This window comes from Streptomyces sp. NPDC051218, assembly GCF_044455475.1.
Classification (GTDB): Bacteria; Actinomycetota; Actinomycetes; order Streptomycetales; family Streptomycetaceae; genus Streptomyces.
In genome coordinates this window covers 164,860-183,401 of the sequence record NZ_JBITEU010000002.1, presented here as the reverse complement: position 1 = coordinate 183,401, position 18,542 = coordinate 164,860, and the positions used below count along the sequence as shown (strand labels likewise).

Below are 18,542 nucleotides of genomic sequence, written 5' to 3'. Positions count from 1 at the left end.
CGAATGGAGTCCGCCGTGAGCGCGCTGTTCGAGCCCTACACCCTCCGATCGCTGACCGTCGCCAACCGCGTGTGGATGGCCCCGATGTGCCAGTACTCGGCCGAGGTGTTCGGACCGAACGCGGGCGTGGCGAACGACTGGCACTTCGCCCACTACGCGGCGCGCGCCACCGGCGGCACCGGCCTGATCCTCGTCGAGGCGACGGCCGTGAGCCCCGAGGGCCGCATCAGTCCAGCGGACCTCGGGATATGGAACGACAGGCAGGTCGAGGCCCTTCGCCGCATCACCGGCTTCCTGAAGACCCACGGCACCACTCCGGGTGTCCAGCTCGCCCACGCGGGCCGCAAGGCGTCCACCGACCGCCCCTGGAAGGGCGGCGGACCCGTCGGCACGGAGGAGCACGGCTGGCAGCCGCTCGCACCCAGCGCGCTGCCCTTCGACGAGGGCCACCACCTGCCGCACGAACTCACCACGGAAGAGATCCACGACGTCGTCGGCCAGTTCGCCGACGCGGCACGGCGCGCGCTGGACGCCGGTTTCCAGGTGGTCGAGATCCACGGCGCCCACGGTTATCTCATCGGCGAGTTCCTCTCGCCGTTCTCCAACCACCGCACGGACGAGTACGGCGGCTCCTTCGAGAACCGCTCCCGCCTCGCCCTGGAGGTCGTCGACGCCGTGCGCGCCGTGTGGCCCGAGGAGCTGCCCCTCTTCTTCCGGATCTCCGCGACCGACTGGCTGACGGAGAACCCCGAGGACGACCGGGAAGGCTGGACGGCCGACGACACGGTGCGGCTCGCGAAGGAACTGCACGCCCACGGCGTGGACCTCCTGGACGTCTCCACCGGGGGCAACGCCCCGAGGGCGCGCATCCAGGCGGGCCCCGGCTACCAGGTCCCGTTCGCGGCCCGGGTGAAGGCCGAGACCTCGCTCCCCGTGGCGGCCGTCGGCCTGATCACCGACCCCGGGCAGGCCGAGAAGATCCTCGCCAACGGTGAGGCGGACGCCGTGCTTCTGGGCCGCGAGCTCCTGCGCAACCCCTCGTGGGCACGCCACGCGGCCAATGACCTGGGCGGCGATGTCGCCACGCCCCAGCAGTACCACCGGATGGTCTGAGCCCCACAGCGCGGGCCCACCTGCTTCAGCAGCCTTGGCCAAGGGTTGCGGACTGGGGTCATCCCTAGGTGACTCCCCGAAGCGCGGGCCCGCTCGGCGTTCGTACCGTGGCGCTGTCGCGATGTGTCACGGTTCGGGGCCCCTACCGGCCCTAGGGAGGACGTTGTGCGTTACGTCATCGAGGTGTTCCGCTCCTCCGCGGGCGTGCACGGCAGTGTGGTGGATGCGGAGCGCGAGGAAGGAATCGCGGGCCCTCGCACACCGTTCCACGGCTGGCTCGAGCTGCTCTCGCTGCTCGAACCGCCGGACGCCGCGTGTACGGAGGCCGGGGAGCGCGCCTGCGCGGCAGGTGATGACTCCTGTGACACCTGATTCCTCCTCGCGGGAACTGGCTCTCCGGGAGTGGGGAATCGGCTTGTCCCGAGAGCGGTTTCCGCATCATCGTGGACGTTCAGGGCCATGCGCCCGTCACGGGTCACCGTCACAGTCATGGCGCCCGTACCGGGTGCCGACTCATGGGGGCGGTGATGACGTCCGGCGGCATACTGAACGGCCATGTCAACTCACCGGCGCCCCATGAGGCGTTCTCCGGTCGTACGCGCGAACTGGCGGCGTTACAGGAGGAGTTCCGCCACGCGCGCGACGGCGTGCCGCGCCTCGTCCTGATCGACGGGCCCGGCGGCATCGGCAAGTCCGCTCTGGTGCGCAGGTTCCTGGACACCGCGGGCGACGCCTGTGTGCTCCAGGCGAGCGGCGAGGAGAACGAGAGCGCGCTGCCCTGCGGGGTGCTCGCCCAGTTCGTCGGGCAGAGCCCGCTCCCGCTGCCCGACAGCCTGGGGTCGCTGGTCCGTACGCCCCGCTCGGCGCCCGGCACCCTGCCGCCGCTCGCGGCCGGCTTCGGGCTGCTCGACCTGCTGAGCGAGCTGCAGGACAAGGGCCCCGTCATCCTGGTGCTCGACGACGCCCACTGGGCCGATTCGGCTTCCCTGAACGCGCTGACGTTCGCGCTGCGACGGCTGCGCGTCGACAAGGTCCTCGCGATCGTGGCGGCCCGGGACCCACAGGCGCCCCAGCTGCCGGAGGGCATCCGCAGGCTGCTCGCCGACGTGCGTACCCGGCGCATCCCGCTGCGCGGGCTCAGCCCGGACGAACTGGGCTCCCTCAGCGCGCAGATGGGCAGCGACCGGCTCCCGCACTCCGCTTCCGTGCGCCTGAGGGACCACACGCACGGCAATCCGCTGCACGCCCGCGCGCTCCTGGACCAGGTGCCCGCGCACGTCCTGCGGGACGTCACCACGCCGCTGCCCGCGCCGCGTTCGTACGCCATGCTGGTGCTCGCCAACCTCGCGGAGTGCGGGCCCCAAGCGCTGCGGCTCGTCCAGGCGGTCAGCGTGCTCGGGCTGTCCTGTCCGCTGAGCGTGGCCGCCTCGCTCGCGCGCGTCACCGCGCCGCTGCCCGCGCTCGAACGGGCCGTCAAGGCAGGCCTGTTGAAGGAGGCGCACCCGGGGGCCGCGCCGGAGATCGCCTTCCCGCACCCCCTCGTCCATGCCGCCGTCTACCAGGACATCGGCCCCGCGCACCGCGCCGATCTGCACACGCGGGCCGCCGCCCTGGTCGACGACGACTACGCGAGTCTGCGCCACCGTGTGCTCGCCGCCACGGGCCCGGACGAGCATCTCGCCGCCGCTCTGGCCGCCTGCGCGAGGCGCGAGGCTGCCACCGGGCAGTGGGCGGTGGCGGGCCAGCATCTGCGGCACGCGTCGCGGGTGGCGACGACCGGTCCGGAGCGCGACCGGCTCGCCGTCGAGGCCGTCGAGGCGCTGCTGCTCGACGGCCGTGTGCACGAGTCGGCCGAGCTGGCCGCGGGTCTTCCCGCCGGCGCGGACCCGGCGCTGCGTGGCTACGTACGCGGGTATGTGGCGCGTGTCCAGGGCCGCATGGAGCAGGCGCAGACCCTCCTCGTCGACGCCTGGAACCAGTGCGACCACGAGAGCGACCCCTCGCTGGCCGCACGGGCGGCGGAGCAGCTGAGCTACGCCGCGGTGATGCGGGGGCGTTCCTCCGACGCCGCGCAGTGGGCGGAGCGGGCCCAGCGGCTCTCCACCCTCCAGGGGCCGAGCCGGATGCTGCGCTTCAACCACCTCCTCGCGCTCGGGCTCAGTGGGTCCGCCAAGGAGGGCATCGAGCTCGCCGGTGACCTGCCCGATCCGCTCCTCGTGCCGCCATCGAATATCGATCTACTGTTGGCGCGGGGTCAGTTGAGGCTCTGGTCCGACGATCTACTGGGCGCACGAGCGGACCTGCTCGGTGCTGTGGCCAACTGCCGCAAGGGCACTGTCCCGTTGCGGCTCCTGTCGGCTTCCGCGCTCGCCCAGACCCTGCACCGGCTCGGCGACTGGGACGAGGCGCTGATCCACGCCGAGGCGTCCGCGTCGATCGCCGACGACACCGAGCAGTCATGGCTGAAGCCCGTCACGCACGCCATCGCCAGCTGGATCCTGTCCGCACGCGGCACCTGGGACCGTGCGTCGGCGCACCTGCGGCTCGCCCTGGACGCACCCGGCTGCGACGAGAGCGCCCTCGCCTACGCGTACGCGGCGTCGGCACACGGAGCCTTCGCCGAGGCCCGCGCGGAACCGGAGCGCGTCGTCGAAGCGCTGCGCCCCCTCCTGGACTTCGCCTCGCACGACGGCGTGAACGAACCGGGCGTGGTGTCCTGGCGTGAGCTTCTGGTCGACGCGCTGATCCAGCTCGGCGACCTCGACGAGGCACAGGCGGTGCTCCTGCCCTACGAGGAGCGGGCGCAGGCGCGCGGGCAGCACGCGGCACTGTCCGCCGCGGCACGGGTGCGCGGCAACCTGCACGCGGCGCGCAGGGAGACGGACCGCGCCCAGGCGTCGTTCCTGCGCGCGCACGACCAGGCGGCGCAGATTCCCTCGCCGTTCGGCCGCGCCCGCGTCCAGCTCGACCACGGGGCGTTCCTCCGCAGGATCGGCCGCCGCTCGGTCGCCGTGGCCCAGCTCCAGGCCGCGTACACGACGCTGAAGGAACTGGACGCCGCGCCCTGTCTCGCGCGCTGCGAGCGGGAGTTGGACGCGTGCGGGCGAGCGGCTCCCCCGCGGCCCGCGCACGACCCCGCGGAGCTCGACTCCGCCGCCGAGGGGCTCACTCCGCAGGAGCTCGCTGTCGCGCGCCTCGCGTCGCAGGGTTTCACCAACCGGCAGATCGCCACCGCGCTCGCGCTGAGCGTCAAGACCATCGAGTACCACCTGGGCCACACCTATACGAAGCTCGGCATCACCTCGCGCATCGGGCTCGCGCACCACTTCGCTCCCCAGGACCGGCGCACCTCGTCGTAGGCCCCCGGGCCGTAGCCCAGCTCCACCGGGGTTATCCCTGGGCGGTTCCCTGAGGCACCCCTGCCGCTGTCCGGCGTAGTTTCTTGGCTGGTCAGGGGATGGGTGCACAAGTGGGGGTGCGAGGATGGCTGTCACGGAATCTCCGGCGGTACGCGGCGACGCGCCACCGGCCCTGCGTCTGCGGCTGCTCGGGGGATTTCACCTCAGCCGCGGCGAGGGTGACGGCGGGCAGGTCGACGTGTCCGCCAGCGGGCAGCAGCTGCTAGCCCTCCTCGGACTGCGCGGCCCCGCGACACGTTCGGTGCTCGCGGGGACGCTATGGCCCGACGTCACGGAGGAGCGAGCGCGGGCCTGTCTCCGTACCGCCATCTGGCGCCTGAACGCGGCGAGTTCGGCCGTCGACGGTCCCCGCCCCGGGGTGGTCGCGCTCAGTCGGCGCGTCCGGATGGACATCCAGGACTTCACCGCCCTGGCACACCACACACTCGCGGCCCCGGCTGAGGGGACCGGGGCCGCGTGCTCCTCGCTGATGGGCATGGGTGAGTTACTGCCCGGCTGGCACCAGGACTGGGTGGTGTTCGAGCGCGAACGGCTGCACCAGCTGCGGCTGCACGCGCTCGAGGCCCTCTCGGCGCGGCTCGTCGTGCACGGGCAGTACGGTCCGGCCTTGGAGGCCGCCCTGGAGAGCACCCGGATCGATCCGCTGCGCGAGAGTGCGCACCGTGCGGTCGTGACGGTGCATCTCGCCGAGAACAACCTCGCGGAGGCGGTGCGGCACTTCAAGGCGTTCCGCGGGCTGCTGCGCGCGGAGCTCGGCATCGAACCCTCGGAGCAGTTCCGCACGCTGGTGCGGCGCGCGCTGGCCTGACGGACACGACGACTCGGAGGCGAGAGAGCCATGGTGACCGGAACCGCGGCGGGGGTTCCCCGAGAACGGGTGACGCGCCACCACGTCACCGACGGCCTGTCGTTCCGTGCGCGCTCGGGGGTGCACGGGCCGCAGGTCGTCCCACCCGCCCCTGCCGGCCGCGTCGGGGGACGCGGCCGGCAGGCCACCGACGTTCCGCCACGCACGGTCACGGGGGTGCCGAGCGCGGCATGACGCCGGTGACGGTGGCGGCCCCGGCAGGCGATGCCTCCCGGGGCCGTCACCGTTCCCCCATCACTCCCGTATGACGCCGTCGTCCGCGAGCATCGTCGCCAGGCTCGCGAGAACCAGCGGGTCGTCGTCGAACGCGATGTGGCTGCGCGCCGCCGCGTTCAGCCCGGGGCCGCCGTCACCGGGCGACCAGACCGTGCGTGCGGGGTCCGACCGCAGGAAGCCACGCAGGTCTTCGGAGTCGGGTCCCGCGAGTCGACCGCCCTGCCGGCTGTGGATGCACCGCTCACGTAAGGAAGCCATGCCCAGGAAGCTAGGGCGGGGCCACCGTGCCCGACATCGGGGACGAGCTCAGGGATTACCCCGGACCAGGAACGCTGCGAGCGGCTAGGGCGCGTCTCGTGCGTCCCTGGTCCTGAGGGCTCCTACTTCGCCGGTCCTGGGGTCTCGTGCTTGTGGGCGAGGAAGCGCGCCTTCTTCTCACGGTTCCCGCACGTGTTCATCTCGCACCATCTGCGGGTGCGGCTTCGGCTGGTGTCGAAGAAGGCGGCTCGGCAGGTGGGCGACGCGCACAGGGCCAGCCGTCCGTCCCGTTCGCCGGTGATGACGCCGATCGCGTCGGCGGCGATGACGCCCAGGGCGTCCTCCACGGCGGAAGCCGAGCCCAGTCTCCATTGCAGGTCGCCCTCGGGCGTCAGGACAGCCGCCGCCCTGCCTTGAGTACTGCGGTCGTTGATGACCTCGACGGCGGACACCGGGAGGGGGTCCTGGAGCGCGGCCGCCGTCGCGGCTGCGTGGATCGATTCCCTCAGCTCCCGGGCGCGTTCGAGCTGGGCGGTGGTGCAGGAGTCCACGGCGAGGCCGTTCACCGCCAGCCAGTCCACGAGCCGGCTCGGCACGGGGATGCGTTCCACGGCGTCGCCGCAACGCTCCGTCAGGGTCGCCGTGAAGCTGGTCGCCAGCACCTTGCCGAGACGGAATTCGGGGAACCGGGAAGTCATGGAACCACCTTAGCCGGTTGCACGCCGACATCGAGACCTGCTAGAACCGTCTTAGCCGGTTCCGGCGTGCCCTAGCCGGGACCCAGGCCGGTTCCACGATGCCCAGGAGGTCTCATGCACCGCCCCACCAGTGACGAGCAAGCAGACGTGCAAGCATTCGAAGCCCACGCAAGCGACACCGACCTCGACGACCTGCGCGCACGGCTGGCCTCGGCACGGCTGCCGGAGGCCGAGACGGTCCACGGCGCCCCGCCCGGCCCGCACCGATGGGCCCAGGGTGTTCCACTTGCCGACCTCGTGGACGTCGTGAACTACTGGCGCACCGGGTACGACTGGAGGTCGTTCGAAGCGCGCCTCGACGAGACCGGCCAGTTCCGTACGACCATCGACGGTCTCGGAATCCACTTCCTGCACCGCCGGTCCCCGCGCGCGGATGCCACGCCTTTGCTCATGACACACGGCTGGCCGGACAGCGTGGCCCGGTTCGTCGACGTGGTGGATGAACTGGCGGATCCGGACGACGCGGACGCGCCCGCGTTCCACGTCGTGGTCCCGTCACTGCCCGGCTTCGGCTACAGCGACAAGCCGGCCACCACCGGGTGGGGAACCGAGAAGATCGCGGCCGCATGGGTGGAACTGATGGGAAGGCTCGGCTACGGCACCTTCGTGGCGCACGGCGGTGACTGGGGCGGCGTCATCACCACCGTTCTCGGCGGCAGGTTCCCGGCGCACGTTCTCGGCATCCACACGACGTTCGCGGAGGGGCCGCCCGGTCTGACGACGGACGGGCTGACGGCGGTCGAGCGCCAGTGGGCCGAGGAGACCGGCGATTTCTGGCGCCACCGCGCGGCGTACGCCAAGCAGCAGGCGACCCGGCCGCAGACCATCGGCTACGCACTCGTCGACTCACCGGTCGGGCTGCTCGCCTGGATCCTCGACAAGTTCGCCGAGTGGTCGGACACCGAGGACAGCCCGTTCGAGAGGATCTCCCTCGACAGAATTCTCGACGACGTCACCCTGTACTGGCTGACGCGGACGGGGGCATCGGCGGCCCGCATCTACTACGAGAGCCACAACTCGCTGGACCCCGAACTCCGGGTCGACGTCCCGTCAGCACTCACCATGTATCCCCGCGACGTCGAGAAGTGTCCGCGCCCCTGGGCGCAGGAGCGGTACCGACGGATCGTGCGCTGGGCGACACCTGAAACCGGCGGCCATTTCGCGTCGTTGGAAGTCCCCGAGTTCTTCGTCAGGGATCTCCGAGAGGGCCTCGCGGCGGTGCTGGCCGCCGACGGCGGCCGGCACCACGCATGAGGAGCGGCCGGCGCCGCCCATGAGGAGTTGAGAGACACGCCCTACGAACCCGTCGGCCCCATCCACTGCGCCTCGTACGCCGCGTACGTCCCGTCGTGCGTCGCCAGGTGCGTGAACTGGTCGACGTACTCCTTGAACTCCTCGTCCCCGCGCGGAGTCGCGTATGCCTTCTCGGAGAAGGTGAAGGGCTTGTCGGGGTGCAGGGAGCACAGTTCGGGGTGGATCTTGGCCTGGTAGCGGGTCTCGCTCGCGTCCGTCATCATCACGTCGGCGCGGCCCGCGATGATCTCCTTGAAGATCGTGGTGTTCTCCGGGTGCTGCTTGATCGTGGCCTGCTTGATGTTCGCGCGCGCGAACTGCTCGTTCGTGCCACCGGGGTTGACGATGACGGTGGTGCCCGGCTTGTCGATGTCCTTGAGCGTGCCCTCGCCGAACTTCTCCTTGTCGGCGCAGCGCACGATCGGCGTCTTGCCGTCCTCGCGGGTGGGCTCGCTGAAGTAGACCTGGCGGGCGCGCGGCAGGGTGATGGAGACACCGCCGACCCCGATGTCGCAGCGCCCCGCCGCGACGTCCTTGGTCAGGTTCGCCCAGGTCGTGGCCACGTACTCGGGCTTGGCGTCGAGGCTTTCGGCCAGGTCCTCGGCCATCTTGATGTCCACACCGCTGTACGTCTTGTCGGCGGGGTCGAGGTGCGTGAACGGACGGTAGTCGCCGGTCGTGCACACCTTCAGGACCCCCGACTCCGGCACGGAGTCCAGGAGGCTGCCGTGGTGGCGGTCCGTGCCGCGCCCGGCGTCCGGGGACGCGGGCGCGGCAGCCGTGACGGCGAGCAGACAGACCAGGGCGGACAGGGTGGCGGCACGCTTCACGGGGGCTCCTCCGTACGGGTTCGCGGCTCGGAGGGATCACCTTCGCAGAAGCGTTCCCGCCGGTGAAGCCCCTTCTCACCTGCCGAGCGAGCCCAGCAGCGTGGGCGTCAGGTCGGGGCCCGCCCCGTCGTCGTACGCGTCCTCGTCGAACGGGTAGAGCGGGCGCTCCACCCGATGGTGACCGAGCCGTGGCAGGTCCTGGTCGACGCCGCCCGGGGTGAGGGCGAGGAGCCAGTCGGCGGCCATGTCGTAGAGCTCGGGCTCCAGGTAGCCGATCTTGACGACCACCAGGTCGAAGGTGCGCGGGTCGATGCCGAGGCCGCCGTCCGCCGGGCCCATGAAGTCCGCGAGGGTGTGGAAGGGCTTACGGCGCTCGACCAGGATGACGGTCACGCCACCGGTCCGTACGGCCGCCATGTCGACGCCACGGTCGTAGGCGCCGCCCTCCGCCCGGTCCTTCTGCTCGGTCGCGCGCTGCAACGCCACGACGGTGCCGGTGAGTTCGTGGGGGCCGCCGTGGTTCGCGTCGACCTTGCCGCCGACGCTCAGGGTGACGTCGGCGCCCACTCCGGCCTCGAAGCAGCGGGCGACGGCGACCGGGTCGGTGATGCCGGGGTGGACGGCCGTGACCTTCCCGGAGCGGATCGCGTCGTTCTCCAGGAGCCTGCCCAGCATGTACGCCAGGTCACCGGCGCCGCCCGCCGTCGGGTTGTCGCCGGAGTCGCTGATCAGGAAGGGCCGCCGGTCCGACGCGACCGCCTTCTCGATGCACTCGTCGGCGCTGCCCGTCGGCCCGACGAAGACGAAGTCGCGGCGCGCGTCCCAGTAGCGGCGGGCGAGCTTCTCGGCCTCGGCGGCGGCCAGTTGGGGGTCCTCGCCGGTGACGACGATCGCGGCCTTGCAGCGCGGCTCGTCCGCCCAGGCGTAGCCGACCCACATCGCGGCGTCGAGGATGCCGTCCAGCTTCTCGATGTCGGCGAGCGAGGCGTAGAGGGACTTGGCGGGCTCCAGACGGGTGCTGGTCTTCTCGCCGGGCAGGAGCACCGGCACCTGGACCCAGGCGCGGTGCGGCCTGGTTCCTTCGCGCAGGCAGCGTACGAGATTGCGCGCGGCGCGCTCGCGGGTCTCCCAGGCGTCCTCGTGCGGGGCCAGGCGGTGCGCGGTGAGCAGGTCGATGGGCTCGGCGAACCGACGTGAGACGTTGCCGTGCAGATCCATGGCGGTCGAGATCATGGGGCGGCCGCCGTCGGGGGTGCCGACGGCGTCGAGGGCGGCGCGGACCGCTTCGGTCAGGTCGGCTTCGGCGTCGGTCAGGCCGATGACGCTCATCGCGCCGTGGATGTCGTACACCAGGCCGTCCAGGGGGCCCGCTTCCCTTATGCGCGTGACCAGTTCGTCCTTGAGGATCAGGTACGACTGGGCCTCGACCGGGCCGCCGGGCAGCGAGGTCGCGTGCAGGAGCGGCACCCATTCGACCGTGTACGCGAGGTCCGAGTCCGGCCGGGTCCAGGTGTAGCGATCCAGGAGGTCCTGGCCGCGGGTCTGGCGGAAGTCGTCCGTGGTGGAGCGGTGCGGGCAGAAGGTGGAGGACTCGATGCCGATGCCGCCGATACCGATACGGAGGCGACGCTGGTTCGTCGCGGGGGTGGTCATGCCTGGACGCTCTCTTCCTGGGGTGCCGGAGTGGTCGGGAGGTTCTGGCGCAGGGCGGTGAGTCCGGCGCCGAGGAGGCCGGCGTCGCGCCCCGTCACGGTGGTGGTGATCTCCAGGTCCGCGGTGGCCAGGGGCAGGCAGCGCTCGTAGAGGACGCCGCGTACGGCGGCGACGAGCGGTTCGGCGGTGGCGAGTACGCCGCCGAGGGCGACGGCCTGGGGGTTGAAGAAGTTCACCACGACGGACAGGACCGTGCCGATGTGCCGTCCCGCGGTGCGCACGAGGGTGGTGGCCTGCGGGTCACCGTCGGCGACCAGGCGCAGCAGGTCGGTGGTGTCCTCCACCTCGACGCCCTGCTCGGCGAGTTCGCGGATGAGGGCGGCGCCGCTCGCCACGGTCTCCAGGCAGCCGATGTTGCCGCAGCTGCACGGGCGGTCGCCCGCCGCCTCGATCCGTACGTGACTGATGTCGCCCGCGGAGCCGCCCGCGCCGTCGTGCGGCCGGCCCGCCACGATGACGCCGCTGCCGATGCCGCGGCCCGCCTTGACGACGACCAGGTGGTCGAGGCCGGGGCGCGCGGTGCGGTGCTCGCCGACGGCCATCATCGTGGCGTCGTTGTCGACGGTGACGGGCATGCCGAGGCGTTCGGCGAGGACGTCGCGCAGCGGGTAGCGGTGCCAGCCTGGCATGCGGGACGGGCTCATGACACGGCCCTGCGTGGGCTGCACGGGGCCGGGGAAGGCCACCCCGAGTGCCCGGATGGTGCGGCCCGACTCCCGCTGCCGGGCGCCCAGTTCGGCGACCTGTCCGCAGAGCCAGTCGACGGCGGACTCGGGCCCCGCGGTGATGTCGTGCGGCAGGTCGACGGCGTCGAGGACCGTGCCACCGAGGTCGACGACGCCGATGCGGGCGTGGTGGCTGCCGAGGTCGGCGGCGAGGGCGACACCGCCTTGCGCGTGGACGCGGAGCAGCCGGGGGCGGCGGCCACCGCGCGAGGCTCCCTCGCCGGATTCCGTGAGCACGCCGGCGGTGACGAGTTCCTGCACGCGCAGCGACACGGTGGAGGGGGCGAGCCCCAGCTCGCGTACGAGATCGGACCGGGAGGAGGCGGCGCCCGAGGAGACCAGGTGCAGGATGTGCTGCGCCGACCCCGGTTCGCCGTGCGGTGTTCCGGCCATGCCGCCCCCAGTTGCTTCGATCAGTTCTTTCGACATCGGGACGAACACTAAGTCTCCTCGAAGCAAGTTGGCCAGAGTCTCCCGACTTTGAGACTTCTTGCCGAATGAAGCTATTGACTTGGTTTTCTCGTGCGGCCTAGCGTTCGGGCGCCGCCTCGTCGTTCTCCGGTACGGGGCCGGCCCCGTACCCCTTGGAGGCCCATCGCCATGCGCTCACTCAGGTCTGCGGCGGCAGCGCTGCTCGTCCTCGCGGCGGCGCTCACGGGCTGCACGCAGGAGGGCGGCCGCGTCGACATGGGCCCCACCGGCGGGACTCCGGTCGAGGGCGGCACCGTGACGATGGCGCTGCCGCCGGCCGCGACGCCGAACTGGATCTTCCCGATCGGAGCCCCCGGTTACGGGGCCTCGTACAACAACGGGATCTACTCGCTGCTCTTCATGCCCGTGTACGACGCCGTGCAGGAGAAGGGCGCGCTGACCACGCACGGCCCGAGCACGCTCGGCCTGAAGCCGAAGTTCAGCGACGGCAACAGGACCGTGACCATGCCGCTGCGCGAGGGCGTGACGTGGTCCGACGGGAAGCCGGTCACCTCACGCGACATCGAGTTCTGGTTCAACCTCGTCAAGGCCAACAAGACGAGCTGGGGCAACTACTCGGTCGGCACGATGCCCGACAACGTCAAGCGGTTCGAGACCGTCGACGACCACACCGTGCGTCTGCACCTGAGCCGCGCGTACAACCCCGACTGGTTCACCGCCAACCAGCTCACTCTGCTGCGTGCCATGCCCCAGCACGCCTGGGACGCCAAGACGGACGGCGGCAGGGTCGGCGACTTCGATCGCACCAAGTCCGGCGCCAAGGCTGTCTTCGCGCGGCTCACCCGGCATGCCAAGAGCCTTGGCTCCTACGGCTCCGACCCGCTCTGGAAGACGGTCAACGGCCCCTGGAAGCTGGCGGGCTGGCGCGACAGCGGTCAGGTCACCATCGTCCCGAACGAGAAGTACACCGGACCGAAGTCGCAGCGCCCGCACCTCGACAAGGTCGTCTTCAAGCCCTTCACCACCGCCGACTCCGAGTACAACGTGCTGCGTTCGGGCGGCGTCGACTACGGCTACATCCCTCCGTCGGTGATGGCGCAGAAGGAGAAGTTCGAGGAGAAGGGCTACCGCACCGACCCCTGGGAGGGCTGGGCGGCGACGTACATCGTCTACAACTTCAACTCCACGCACGCGGGCCCGATGATGGACCAGCTCTACATCCGCCAAGCGATGCAGCATCTCGTCGACCAGAAGGCGATGAGTGACGTCATCTGGCAGGGCAGCGCGACACCGACGCTCGGTCCGGTGCCGGTGACGCCGAAGAGCCAGTACCTGTCCAGGGCGATGGAGAAGAACCAGTACCCCTTCGACGTGCGGAAGGCCCGGCGGCTCCTCACCGAGCACGGCTGGAGGACGGTGGACGGCACCGCCCGCTGCGCGCGCCCAGGAACGGGAGCCGACGAGTGCGGCGAGGGCATCGCGAAGAACGCGCCGCTCGAACTCACCCTGCTCTCCCAGTCCGGCTCCACCGAGACCACCAACATGATGCAGGAGCTCAAGTCCTCGCTCTCCAAGGGCGGCATCGACCTCACTGTGCGCCAGCAGCCGCTCAACTCGGTGCTCGGCAACTCCGTCCCCTGCACGGCGAAGGACCCGGGCTGCGACTGGGACATGTCGTTCTTCGGGACGGCCGGCAGCTGGTACTACCCGCTCAACCCGAGCGGTGAGCAGCTCTTCTCCACCGGAGCCTCCGCCAACTTCGGCAACTACAGCGACAAGAAGGCCGACCGGATCATCCGCGGCGTGCAGTACTCCCCCGACATGAAGGCCGTGCACGAGTACGGCGAGTACCTGGCGGAGCAGCTGCCGGTGATGTGGATGCCCAACCCCGCCTACCAAGTCTCGGTGATCCGCAACGACTTGCGGGGCGTCAGCCAGAACCCGACGGTCACCTTCGCGCCGCAGGACTGGTACTACGTCAAGAAGAAGGGAGCCGACAAGTGACCGGCTTTCTGGTCAAGCGCTTCCTTCAGGCGCTGGTCGTGCTGTTCCTGGTCTCCATCATCGTCTTCACGCTGCTCCACATGCTGCCCGGCGGCCCGGCGCGCGCCATCCTCGGCCCCAAAGGCACACCGCAGCAGATCGAGACCTTCAACCACCAGCAGGGTTACGACCGTTCGCTTCCCGCGCAGTATGTGATGTACCTGAAGCGGCTGTTCACCGGCGACCTCGGCGAGTCGTTCAAGCTCAACTCGCCGGTCTTCGACCTGCTCAAGCAGCGCCTGCCGAAGACACTGCTCCTGACGGTGCTCTCCACCGCGCTCGCCGTGATCATCGCCGTCCCGCTCGGCCTGCTCCAGGCCGTGCGGCGCGGCAAGGCGTCGGACTACGCCCTCACCGGGCTCGCCTTCCTCCTCTACGCGACGCCGGTGTTCTTCCTCGGCCTCATCATGATCATTCTGTTCGCTCAGGTGCTCCCGATCCTCCCGGCGGAGGCACCGCAGGGCGAGAGCGTCGGTGAACTGCTCGGTGACTTCACGGGGTTGGTGCTCCCGGTCGTCACCATGGCGTTCGGCATCGTGGCGATGTTCAGCCGCTACATGCGCTCGGCGGTCCTGGACAACCTCACCGAGGAGTACGTCCGTACGGCGATGGCCAAGGGCCAGTCGAGCCGCCGGATCATGGTCCGGCACGTCCTGCGCAACGCGCTGATCCCCCTCGCGACGCTGCTCGGCCTGTATCTGCCGACGCTCTTCAGCGGTGCACTCGTCGTCGAGTCGATGTTCAACTACCCCGGTATGGGGCTCCTGTTCTGGAACGCGGCGCAGGGCTCCGACTTCCCGGTGCTGCTCGGCGTGACACTCGTCGTCGGCGTCGCCACCGTCGTCGGATCGCTGCTCACCGACATCCTCTACGCCGTCCTCGACCCCCGGATCCGGAGCGTGGCATGAGTACCGCGACCGCAGACGTCACCCCCGGGGCAGCCCCGGGGAACGAGGCGGCGGCGCAGGCCACGCCCTCGCTCACCCGCCGCACACTCCAGGTCTTCACCGGCAACAAGCTCGCCCTGACGGGCGTGGTGGTCCTGGTCCTGCTCCTGGCCTTCAGCTACCTCGGACCGCTCCTGTACTCCACCAGGCAGACGCACACCGACCTGTCCCAGGCCAACCTCGCACCGGGCAGCTCCGGCCACCTCCTGGGCACCACCGACCTCGGCTACGACATGGTCGGCCGGCTGATGGTCGCCGGGCAGACGTCGCTCGAAATCGGGCTGGCCGCAGGCCTGTTGGCCACGCTCTTCGGGACCGTGTACGGCGCGGTCGCGGGGTACTTCGGCGGCTGGGTCGACGCGGCCATGATGCGGGTCACGGATGCGGCGCTCGCGATCCCGGCCATGTTCCTGCTCGTCGTGGTCGCCGCGATCATCACGCCCAGCAAGGGCGTCCTCATCCTCATCATCGCGTCGGTCGCCTGGCTCTCCCCCGCCCGCCTGGTGCGCGGCGAGGCGCTCTCGCTGCGCGACCGCGAGTACGTACAGGCGATGCGGATGATGGGCGGCGGCGGCGCGCGAGCCGTGTTCAAGCACATCGTGCCGAACGCGATCGGCACGGTCATCGTCAATTGCACCTTCCAGATCGCCGACGCCATCCTCTACGTCAGCTATCTCGCCTTCCTGGGGCTGAGCATTCCGCCGCCGTCGGCCGACTGGGGCTCGATGCTCTCGGCCGGCATCACCTACACGCAGAACGGCTACTGGTGGCTGATCTTCCCGCCGGGCATCGCGATCGTCCTGGTCGTCGCCGCGTTCAACTTCATCGGTGACGGGCTGCGGGACGCGTTCGAAGTACGGCTGCGGAAGTAAGGGAGAACCGACACATGACCGAGCCTCTGCCCAAGACCGACCCGCCGCGCGACACCGGCCCGCTGCTCAGGATCGAGGACCTGCGCGTCGACATCACCTCGCGCGAGCGCACCGTCCACGCCCTCGACGGGATCTCCCTCGAACTCGCCCCGGGCGAGGCCCTGGGCATCGTGGGCGAGTCGGGCTGCGGCAAGACGATGACCGCGCTGAGCGTCCTCGGGCTCCTGCCGCCCGGCGGTGCGGTCACCGGCGGACGCGTCCTGTTCGACGGCCGGGATCTGGCCGCCGCACCGGCGCCGGTCCTCCAGGACGTACGGGGCAACACCATCGGCATGGTCTTCCAGGACCCGCTCACCTCGCTCAACCCGACGATGACGATCGGCGCGCAGGTGGCCGAGCCGCTCGTCCTGCACCGCCCGGAGCTGAGCAGGAAGGAGGCGTGGGCGCGGGCCCAGGAGATGCTGCGCCTGGTCGGCATGCCGCAGCCCGCCGAGCGCATGAAGGCGTACCCGCACCAGCTGTCGGGCGGCATGCGCCAGCGCGTGGCGATCGCCATGGCCCTGGTCTGCGAGCCGAAGCTGCTCATCGCGGACGAGCCGACCACCGCCCTCGACGTGACGACGCAGGCCCAGATCCTGGAGCTGATCGACGGCCTGCGCGAGCGCCTCGGCATGGCGATGATCCTGGTCACGCACGACCTGGGCGTCATCGCGAGCCGGGTCGACCGGGTCGCGGTGATGTACGCGGGCACAGTCGCCGAACAGGCAGACGTACGCGACCTGTTCGCGAGACCCCGGCACCGCTACACGGAGGCGCTCTTCGCCTCGCTTCCCGAGCGCGCCGCGGACACCGGCTCCGCGCTGCACACGATCCCGGGTCTTCCCCCGAACCTGGCGCTGCGCCCGACCGGGTGCCGCTTCGCGCCGCGCTGCACCTTCGCGACGGACGAGTGCCGGGAGCGGGAGCCGCAGCTCATGGACGACGAACTGCGGGGCGGGGAGCACCGGTTCGCCTGCTTCCATCCGGTGCCGGACAACGCGTCGCAGGAGGATGTCGTGGTCCCGCCGGCCGTGCCCGCGCCGCGCGTCTCCGATGACGTACTCCTCGAACTCGACGCCCTGGTGAAGGAGTTCCCCCTCAAGGGCGGCGCCTTCTCGCGCAGCCGGGGCACGGTGAGCGCGGTCGGCGGGGTGTCCCTGGAGATCCGCAAGGGCGAGACGTTCGGCCTGGTCGGCGAGTCCGGGTGCGGCAAGACCACGCTCGGCCGGATCGTCGCGGGCCTGGAGGAGCCGACGGCCGGGCACGTGCGCTTCGAGGGTCACGACCCGGCGCGGATGTCGCGGGCCGAGCGGCGGGCGCACCGACGGCGTGTGCAGCTGATGTTCCAGGACTCCACGGCCGCCATGGACCCCCGGATGCGGGTGGGCGAGATCCTGCGGGAGCCCCTGGTCATTCAGGGCGTCGGCACGCGCGCCGAACAGGAGAAGCTGACCGCCGAACTCCTGGACGCGGTCGGCCTGCCGCGCGGCGCCGTGCACCGCTACCCGCACGAGTTCTCCGGCGGGCAGCGTCAACGCCTCGGCTTGGCACGGGCGCTGACCCTCTCCCCCGACCTGGTGGTCGCGGACGAGCCGGTCTCCGCGCTCGACGTCTCCGTCCAAGCGCAGATCCTGAACCTGATGCGGGAGCTCCAGCGGGAGCGCGGCCTGACGTATCTGTTCATCTCGCACGATCTGGCGGTGGTGCGCCACCTCGCGGACACGGTCGGCGTGATGTACCTGGGCAAGCTGGTCGAGTCGGGCCCTGCCGAGCAGGTGTACGGCCGGCCACTGCATCCCTACACGCGGGGACTGCTCGACACGGTCAACCTGCCGGACCCGGAGGCGGCGCAGGGCCAGGGACGCACCCCCTTGGAGGGCGAGACACCGTCGGCCGCGAAGCCGCCGTCGGGCTGCCGCTTCCGTACGCGCTGCCCGCTGGCCCAGGAGGTCTGCGCCACCACGGAGCCACCGGTGTCCACCCCGGGCAGCGCGGGACACCAGGTCGCGTGCCACTTCCCCCTGTCCGCGCCTCGACTGACGTCGGCTGTGTGAGAGTCGGCAGTGTGAAACTCGCGGATGCACTGACCAGCCGCCCGCTCGTGCTCGACGGCGGCCTCTCCAACCAGCTGGAGGCCGCCGGGCACGACCTGAGCGACGCCCTGTGGTCGGCGAGGCTGCTGGCCGACCGGCCCGAGGCCATCGCCGCGGCGCACCGGGCGTACTACGAGGCGGGCGCGGACATCGCCACCACGGCGAGCTACCAGGCGACGTTCGAGGGCTTCGCGAAGCACGGCATCGACGCGGTCAGCACCGCCGAACTGCTGCGCCTGAGCGTGGAGTTGGCACGCGATGCGGGAGCGGACGCCGGCCGCGACGTGTGGGTGGCCGCGTCCGCGGGGCCGTACGGCGCCATGCTCGCGGACGGCTCCGAGTACCGGGGCAGGTACGGCCTTACGGTGGCCGAGCTCGAACGCTTCCACCGCCCGCGCCTGGAGGTCCTCGCGGACGCGGAGCCGGACGTCCTCGCCCTGGAGACGGTCCCGGACACGGACGAGGCGCGGGCCCTGCTGCGGGCGGTGCGCGGCCTGGGGGTGCCCGCCTGGCTCTCGTACACCGTCTCCGGCGGCTACACACGTGCGGGCCAGCCCCTCGCGGAGGCCTTCGCGCTGGCCGCCGACGCCGACGAGATCCTCGCGGTCGGCGTCAACTGCTGCGATCCGCAGGACGCGGACGCGGCGGTACGCCTCGCCGCGCGGATCACGGGCAAGCCGGTGGTGGCGTACCCGAACAGCGGTGAGACGTGGGACGCGGCCGCCCGGACGTGGCGGGGCCCCGCCCACTTCACCGCGGGCCGGGTCGCGGCCTTGCGGGACGCGGGGGCGCGGCTGATCGGGGGGTGCTGTCGCGTCGGCCCGGAAGCGATCGCGCGGGTGGCCGCGGAACTGTCCGGCACGGCCCGGCCCTGACGCCCTACCGGGGCGGCCGACACCTCCGCCACACCCGCGCCGACCTGC

Annotated in this window: 15 protein-coding genes; 10 read left to right on the top strand and 5 right to left on the bottom strand. The window is 71.2% G+C overall.

Going from position 1 to position 18,542, the window contains the following annotated elements; genetic code table 11:
- Positions 1-15 precede the first annotated feature (15 nt).
- The 4 genes from ACIBCK_RS07245 (at position 16) to ACIBCK_RS07230 (ending at position 5,340) form a co-directional block, all read left to right on the top strand.
- Positions 16-1,113, top strand: a complete 1,098-nt coding sequence (locus ACIBCK_RS07245; RefSeq protein WP_399387567.1) for an NADH:flavin oxidoreductase/NADH oxidase — start codon at positions 16-18, stop codon at positions 1,111-1,113.
- Positions 1,114-1,278: 165 nt separating this feature from the next.
- Complete coding sequence (locus ACIBCK_RS07240; RefSeq protein WP_399387565.1) at positions 1,279-1,485, top strand: hypothetical protein; 207 nt, start codon at positions 1,279-1,281, stop codon at positions 1,483-1,485.
- A gap of 143 nt (positions 1,486-1,628) precedes the next feature.
- Positions 1,629-4,472, top strand: a complete 2,844-nt coding sequence (locus tag ACIBCK_RS07235) for an AAA family ATPase (RefSeq protein WP_399387563.1) — start codon at positions 1,629-1,631, stop codon at positions 4,470-4,472.
- 124 nt (positions 4,473-4,596) lie between these two features.
- Positions 4,597-5,340 (top strand): BTAD domain-containing putative transcriptional regulator, encoded by a 744-nt coding sequence (locus ACIBCK_RS07230; protein WP_399387560.1) that lies wholly within the window; start codon positions 4,597-4,599, stop codon positions 5,338-5,340.
- Positions 5,341-5,634: 294 nt separating this feature from the next.
- Here the strand turns inward: ACIBCK_RS07230 and ACIBCK_RS07225 are convergent, their stop codons facing one another.
- Entirely contained in the window at positions 5,635-5,874 is a 240-nt protein-coding gene (locus tag ACIBCK_RS07225) for a hypothetical protein (protein WP_399387558.1), read from the bottom strand.
- 122 nt (positions 5,875-5,996) lie between these two features.
- Positions 5,997-6,572, bottom strand: coding sequence for a CGNR zinc finger domain-containing protein (locus ACIBCK_RS07220; protein ID WP_399387557.1), 576 nt, complete (start codon positions 6,570-6,572; stop codon positions 5,997-5,999).
- 114 nt (positions 6,573-6,686) lie between these two features.
- Between ACIBCK_RS07220 and ACIBCK_RS07215 the strand changes: the two genes are divergently transcribed.
- Complete coding sequence (locus ACIBCK_RS07215; protein WP_399387555.1) at positions 6,687-7,886, top strand: epoxide hydrolase family protein; 1,200 nt, start codon at positions 6,687-6,689, stop codon at positions 7,884-7,886.
- A 41-nt stretch (positions 7,887-7,927) separates the two neighbouring features.
- Here ACIBCK_RS07215 and ACIBCK_RS07210 read toward each other — a convergent pair whose 3' ends face one another.
- The 3 genes from ACIBCK_RS07210 to ACIBCK_RS07200 all read right to left on the bottom strand — a co-directional run bounded on the left by ACIBCK_RS07210 (position 7,928) and on the right by ACIBCK_RS07200 (position 11,622).
- On the bottom strand, positions 7,928-8,755 hold the full coding sequence (locus tag ACIBCK_RS07210; protein WP_399387554.1) for a transporter substrate-binding domain-containing protein: 828 nt from the start codon (positions 8,753-8,755) through the stop codon (positions 7,928-7,930).
- Between the two features lie 75 nt (positions 8,756-8,830).
- Positions 8,831-10,408: a M81 family metallopeptidase gene (locus tag ACIBCK_RS07205; protein ID WP_399387552.1), complete on the bottom strand. Its 1,578-nt coding sequence runs from the start codon at positions 10,406-10,408 to the stop codon at positions 8,831-8,833.
- On the bottom strand, positions 10,405-11,622 hold the full coding sequence (locus ACIBCK_RS07200; RefSeq protein WP_399387550.1) for an ROK family protein: 1,218 nt from the start codon (positions 11,620-11,622) through the stop codon (positions 10,405-10,407). The genes ACIBCK_RS07205 and ACIBCK_RS07200 overlap by 4 nt, the downstream gene beginning before the upstream one ends.
- Positions 11,623-11,793: 171 nt before the next feature.
- Here ACIBCK_RS07200 and ACIBCK_RS07195 point away from each other — a divergent pair, with 171 nt between their 5' ends.
- The 5 genes from ACIBCK_RS07195 to mmuM are packed head-to-tail and all read left to right on the top strand — an operon-like array spanning position 11,794 to position 18,494.
- Complete coding sequence (locus ACIBCK_RS07195; RefSeq protein WP_399387548.1) at positions 11,794-13,629, top strand: peptide ABC transporter substrate-binding protein; 1,836 nt, start codon at positions 11,794-11,796, stop codon at positions 13,627-13,629.
- Complete coding sequence (locus ACIBCK_RS07190; RefSeq protein WP_399387547.1) at positions 13,626-14,576, top strand: ABC transporter permease; 951 nt, start codon at positions 13,626-13,628, stop codon at positions 14,574-14,576. Before ACIBCK_RS07195 ends, ACIBCK_RS07190 begins: the two co-directional genes overlap by 4 nt.
- Positions 14,573-15,487 (top strand): ABC transporter permease, encoded by a 915-nt coding sequence (locus ACIBCK_RS07185; protein WP_399387545.1) that lies wholly within the window; start codon positions 14,573-14,575, stop codon positions 15,485-15,487. Before ACIBCK_RS07190 ends, ACIBCK_RS07185 begins: the two co-directional genes overlap by 4 nt.
- 14 nt (positions 15,488-15,501) lie before the next feature.
- Positions 15,502-17,580 carry a dipeptide ABC transporter ATP-binding protein gene (locus ACIBCK_RS07180; RefSeq protein ID WP_399387544.1) on the top strand — a complete coding sequence of 693 codons (2,079 nt, stop codon included), beginning with the start codon at positions 15,502-15,504 and terminating at the stop codon, positions 17,578-17,580.
- A gap of 11 nt (positions 17,581-17,591) precedes the next feature.
- Positions 17,592-18,494 carry a homocysteine S-methyltransferase gene (gene mmuM / locus ACIBCK_RS07175; protein ID WP_399387542.1) on the top strand — a complete coding sequence of 301 codons (903 nt, stop codon included), beginning with the start codon at positions 17,592-17,594 and terminating at the stop codon, positions 18,492-18,494.
- Positions 18,495-18,542 lie beyond the last annotated feature (48 nt).

Coding starts and splice junctions, on each gene's coding strand:
- ACIBCK_RS07235 (WP_399387563.1), top strand. CDS start 1,629: ATGGGGGCGGTGATGACGTCCGGCGGCATACTGAACGGCCATGTCAAC.
- ACIBCK_RS07230 (WP_399387560.1), top strand. CDS start 4,597: ATGGCTGTCACGGAATCTCCGGCGGTACGCGGCGACGCGCCACCGGCC.
- ACIBCK_RS07225 (WP_399387558.1), bottom strand. CDS start 5,874: ATGGCTTCCTTACGTGAGCGGTGCATCCACAGCCGGCAGGGCGGTCGA.
- ACIBCK_RS07220 (WP_399387557.1), bottom strand. CDS start 6,572: ATGACTTCCCGGTTCCCCGAATTCCGTCTCGGCAAGGTGCTGGCGACC.
- ACIBCK_RS07215 (WP_399387555.1), top strand. CDS start 6,687: ATGCACCGCCCCACCAGTGACGAGCAAGCAGACGTGCAAGCATTCGAA.
- ACIBCK_RS07205 (WP_399387552.1), bottom strand. CDS start 10,408: ATGACCACCCCCGCGACGAACCAGCGTCGCCTCCGTATCGGTATCGGC.
- ACIBCK_RS07200 (WP_399387550.1), bottom strand. CDS start 11,622: ATGTCGAAAGAACTGATCGAAGCAACTGGGGGCGGCATGGCCGGAACA.
- ACIBCK_RS07195 (WP_399387548.1), top strand. CDS start 11,794: ATGCGCTCACTCAGGTCTGCGGCGGCAGCGCTGCTCGTCCTCGCGGCG.
- ACIBCK_RS07185 (WP_399387545.1), top strand. CDS start 14,573: ATGAGTACCGCGACCGCAGACGTCACCCCCGGGGCAGCCCCGGGGAAC.
- ACIBCK_RS07180 (WP_399387544.1), top strand. CDS start 15,502: ATGACCGAGCCTCTGCCCAAGACCGACCCGCCGCGCGACACCGGCCCG.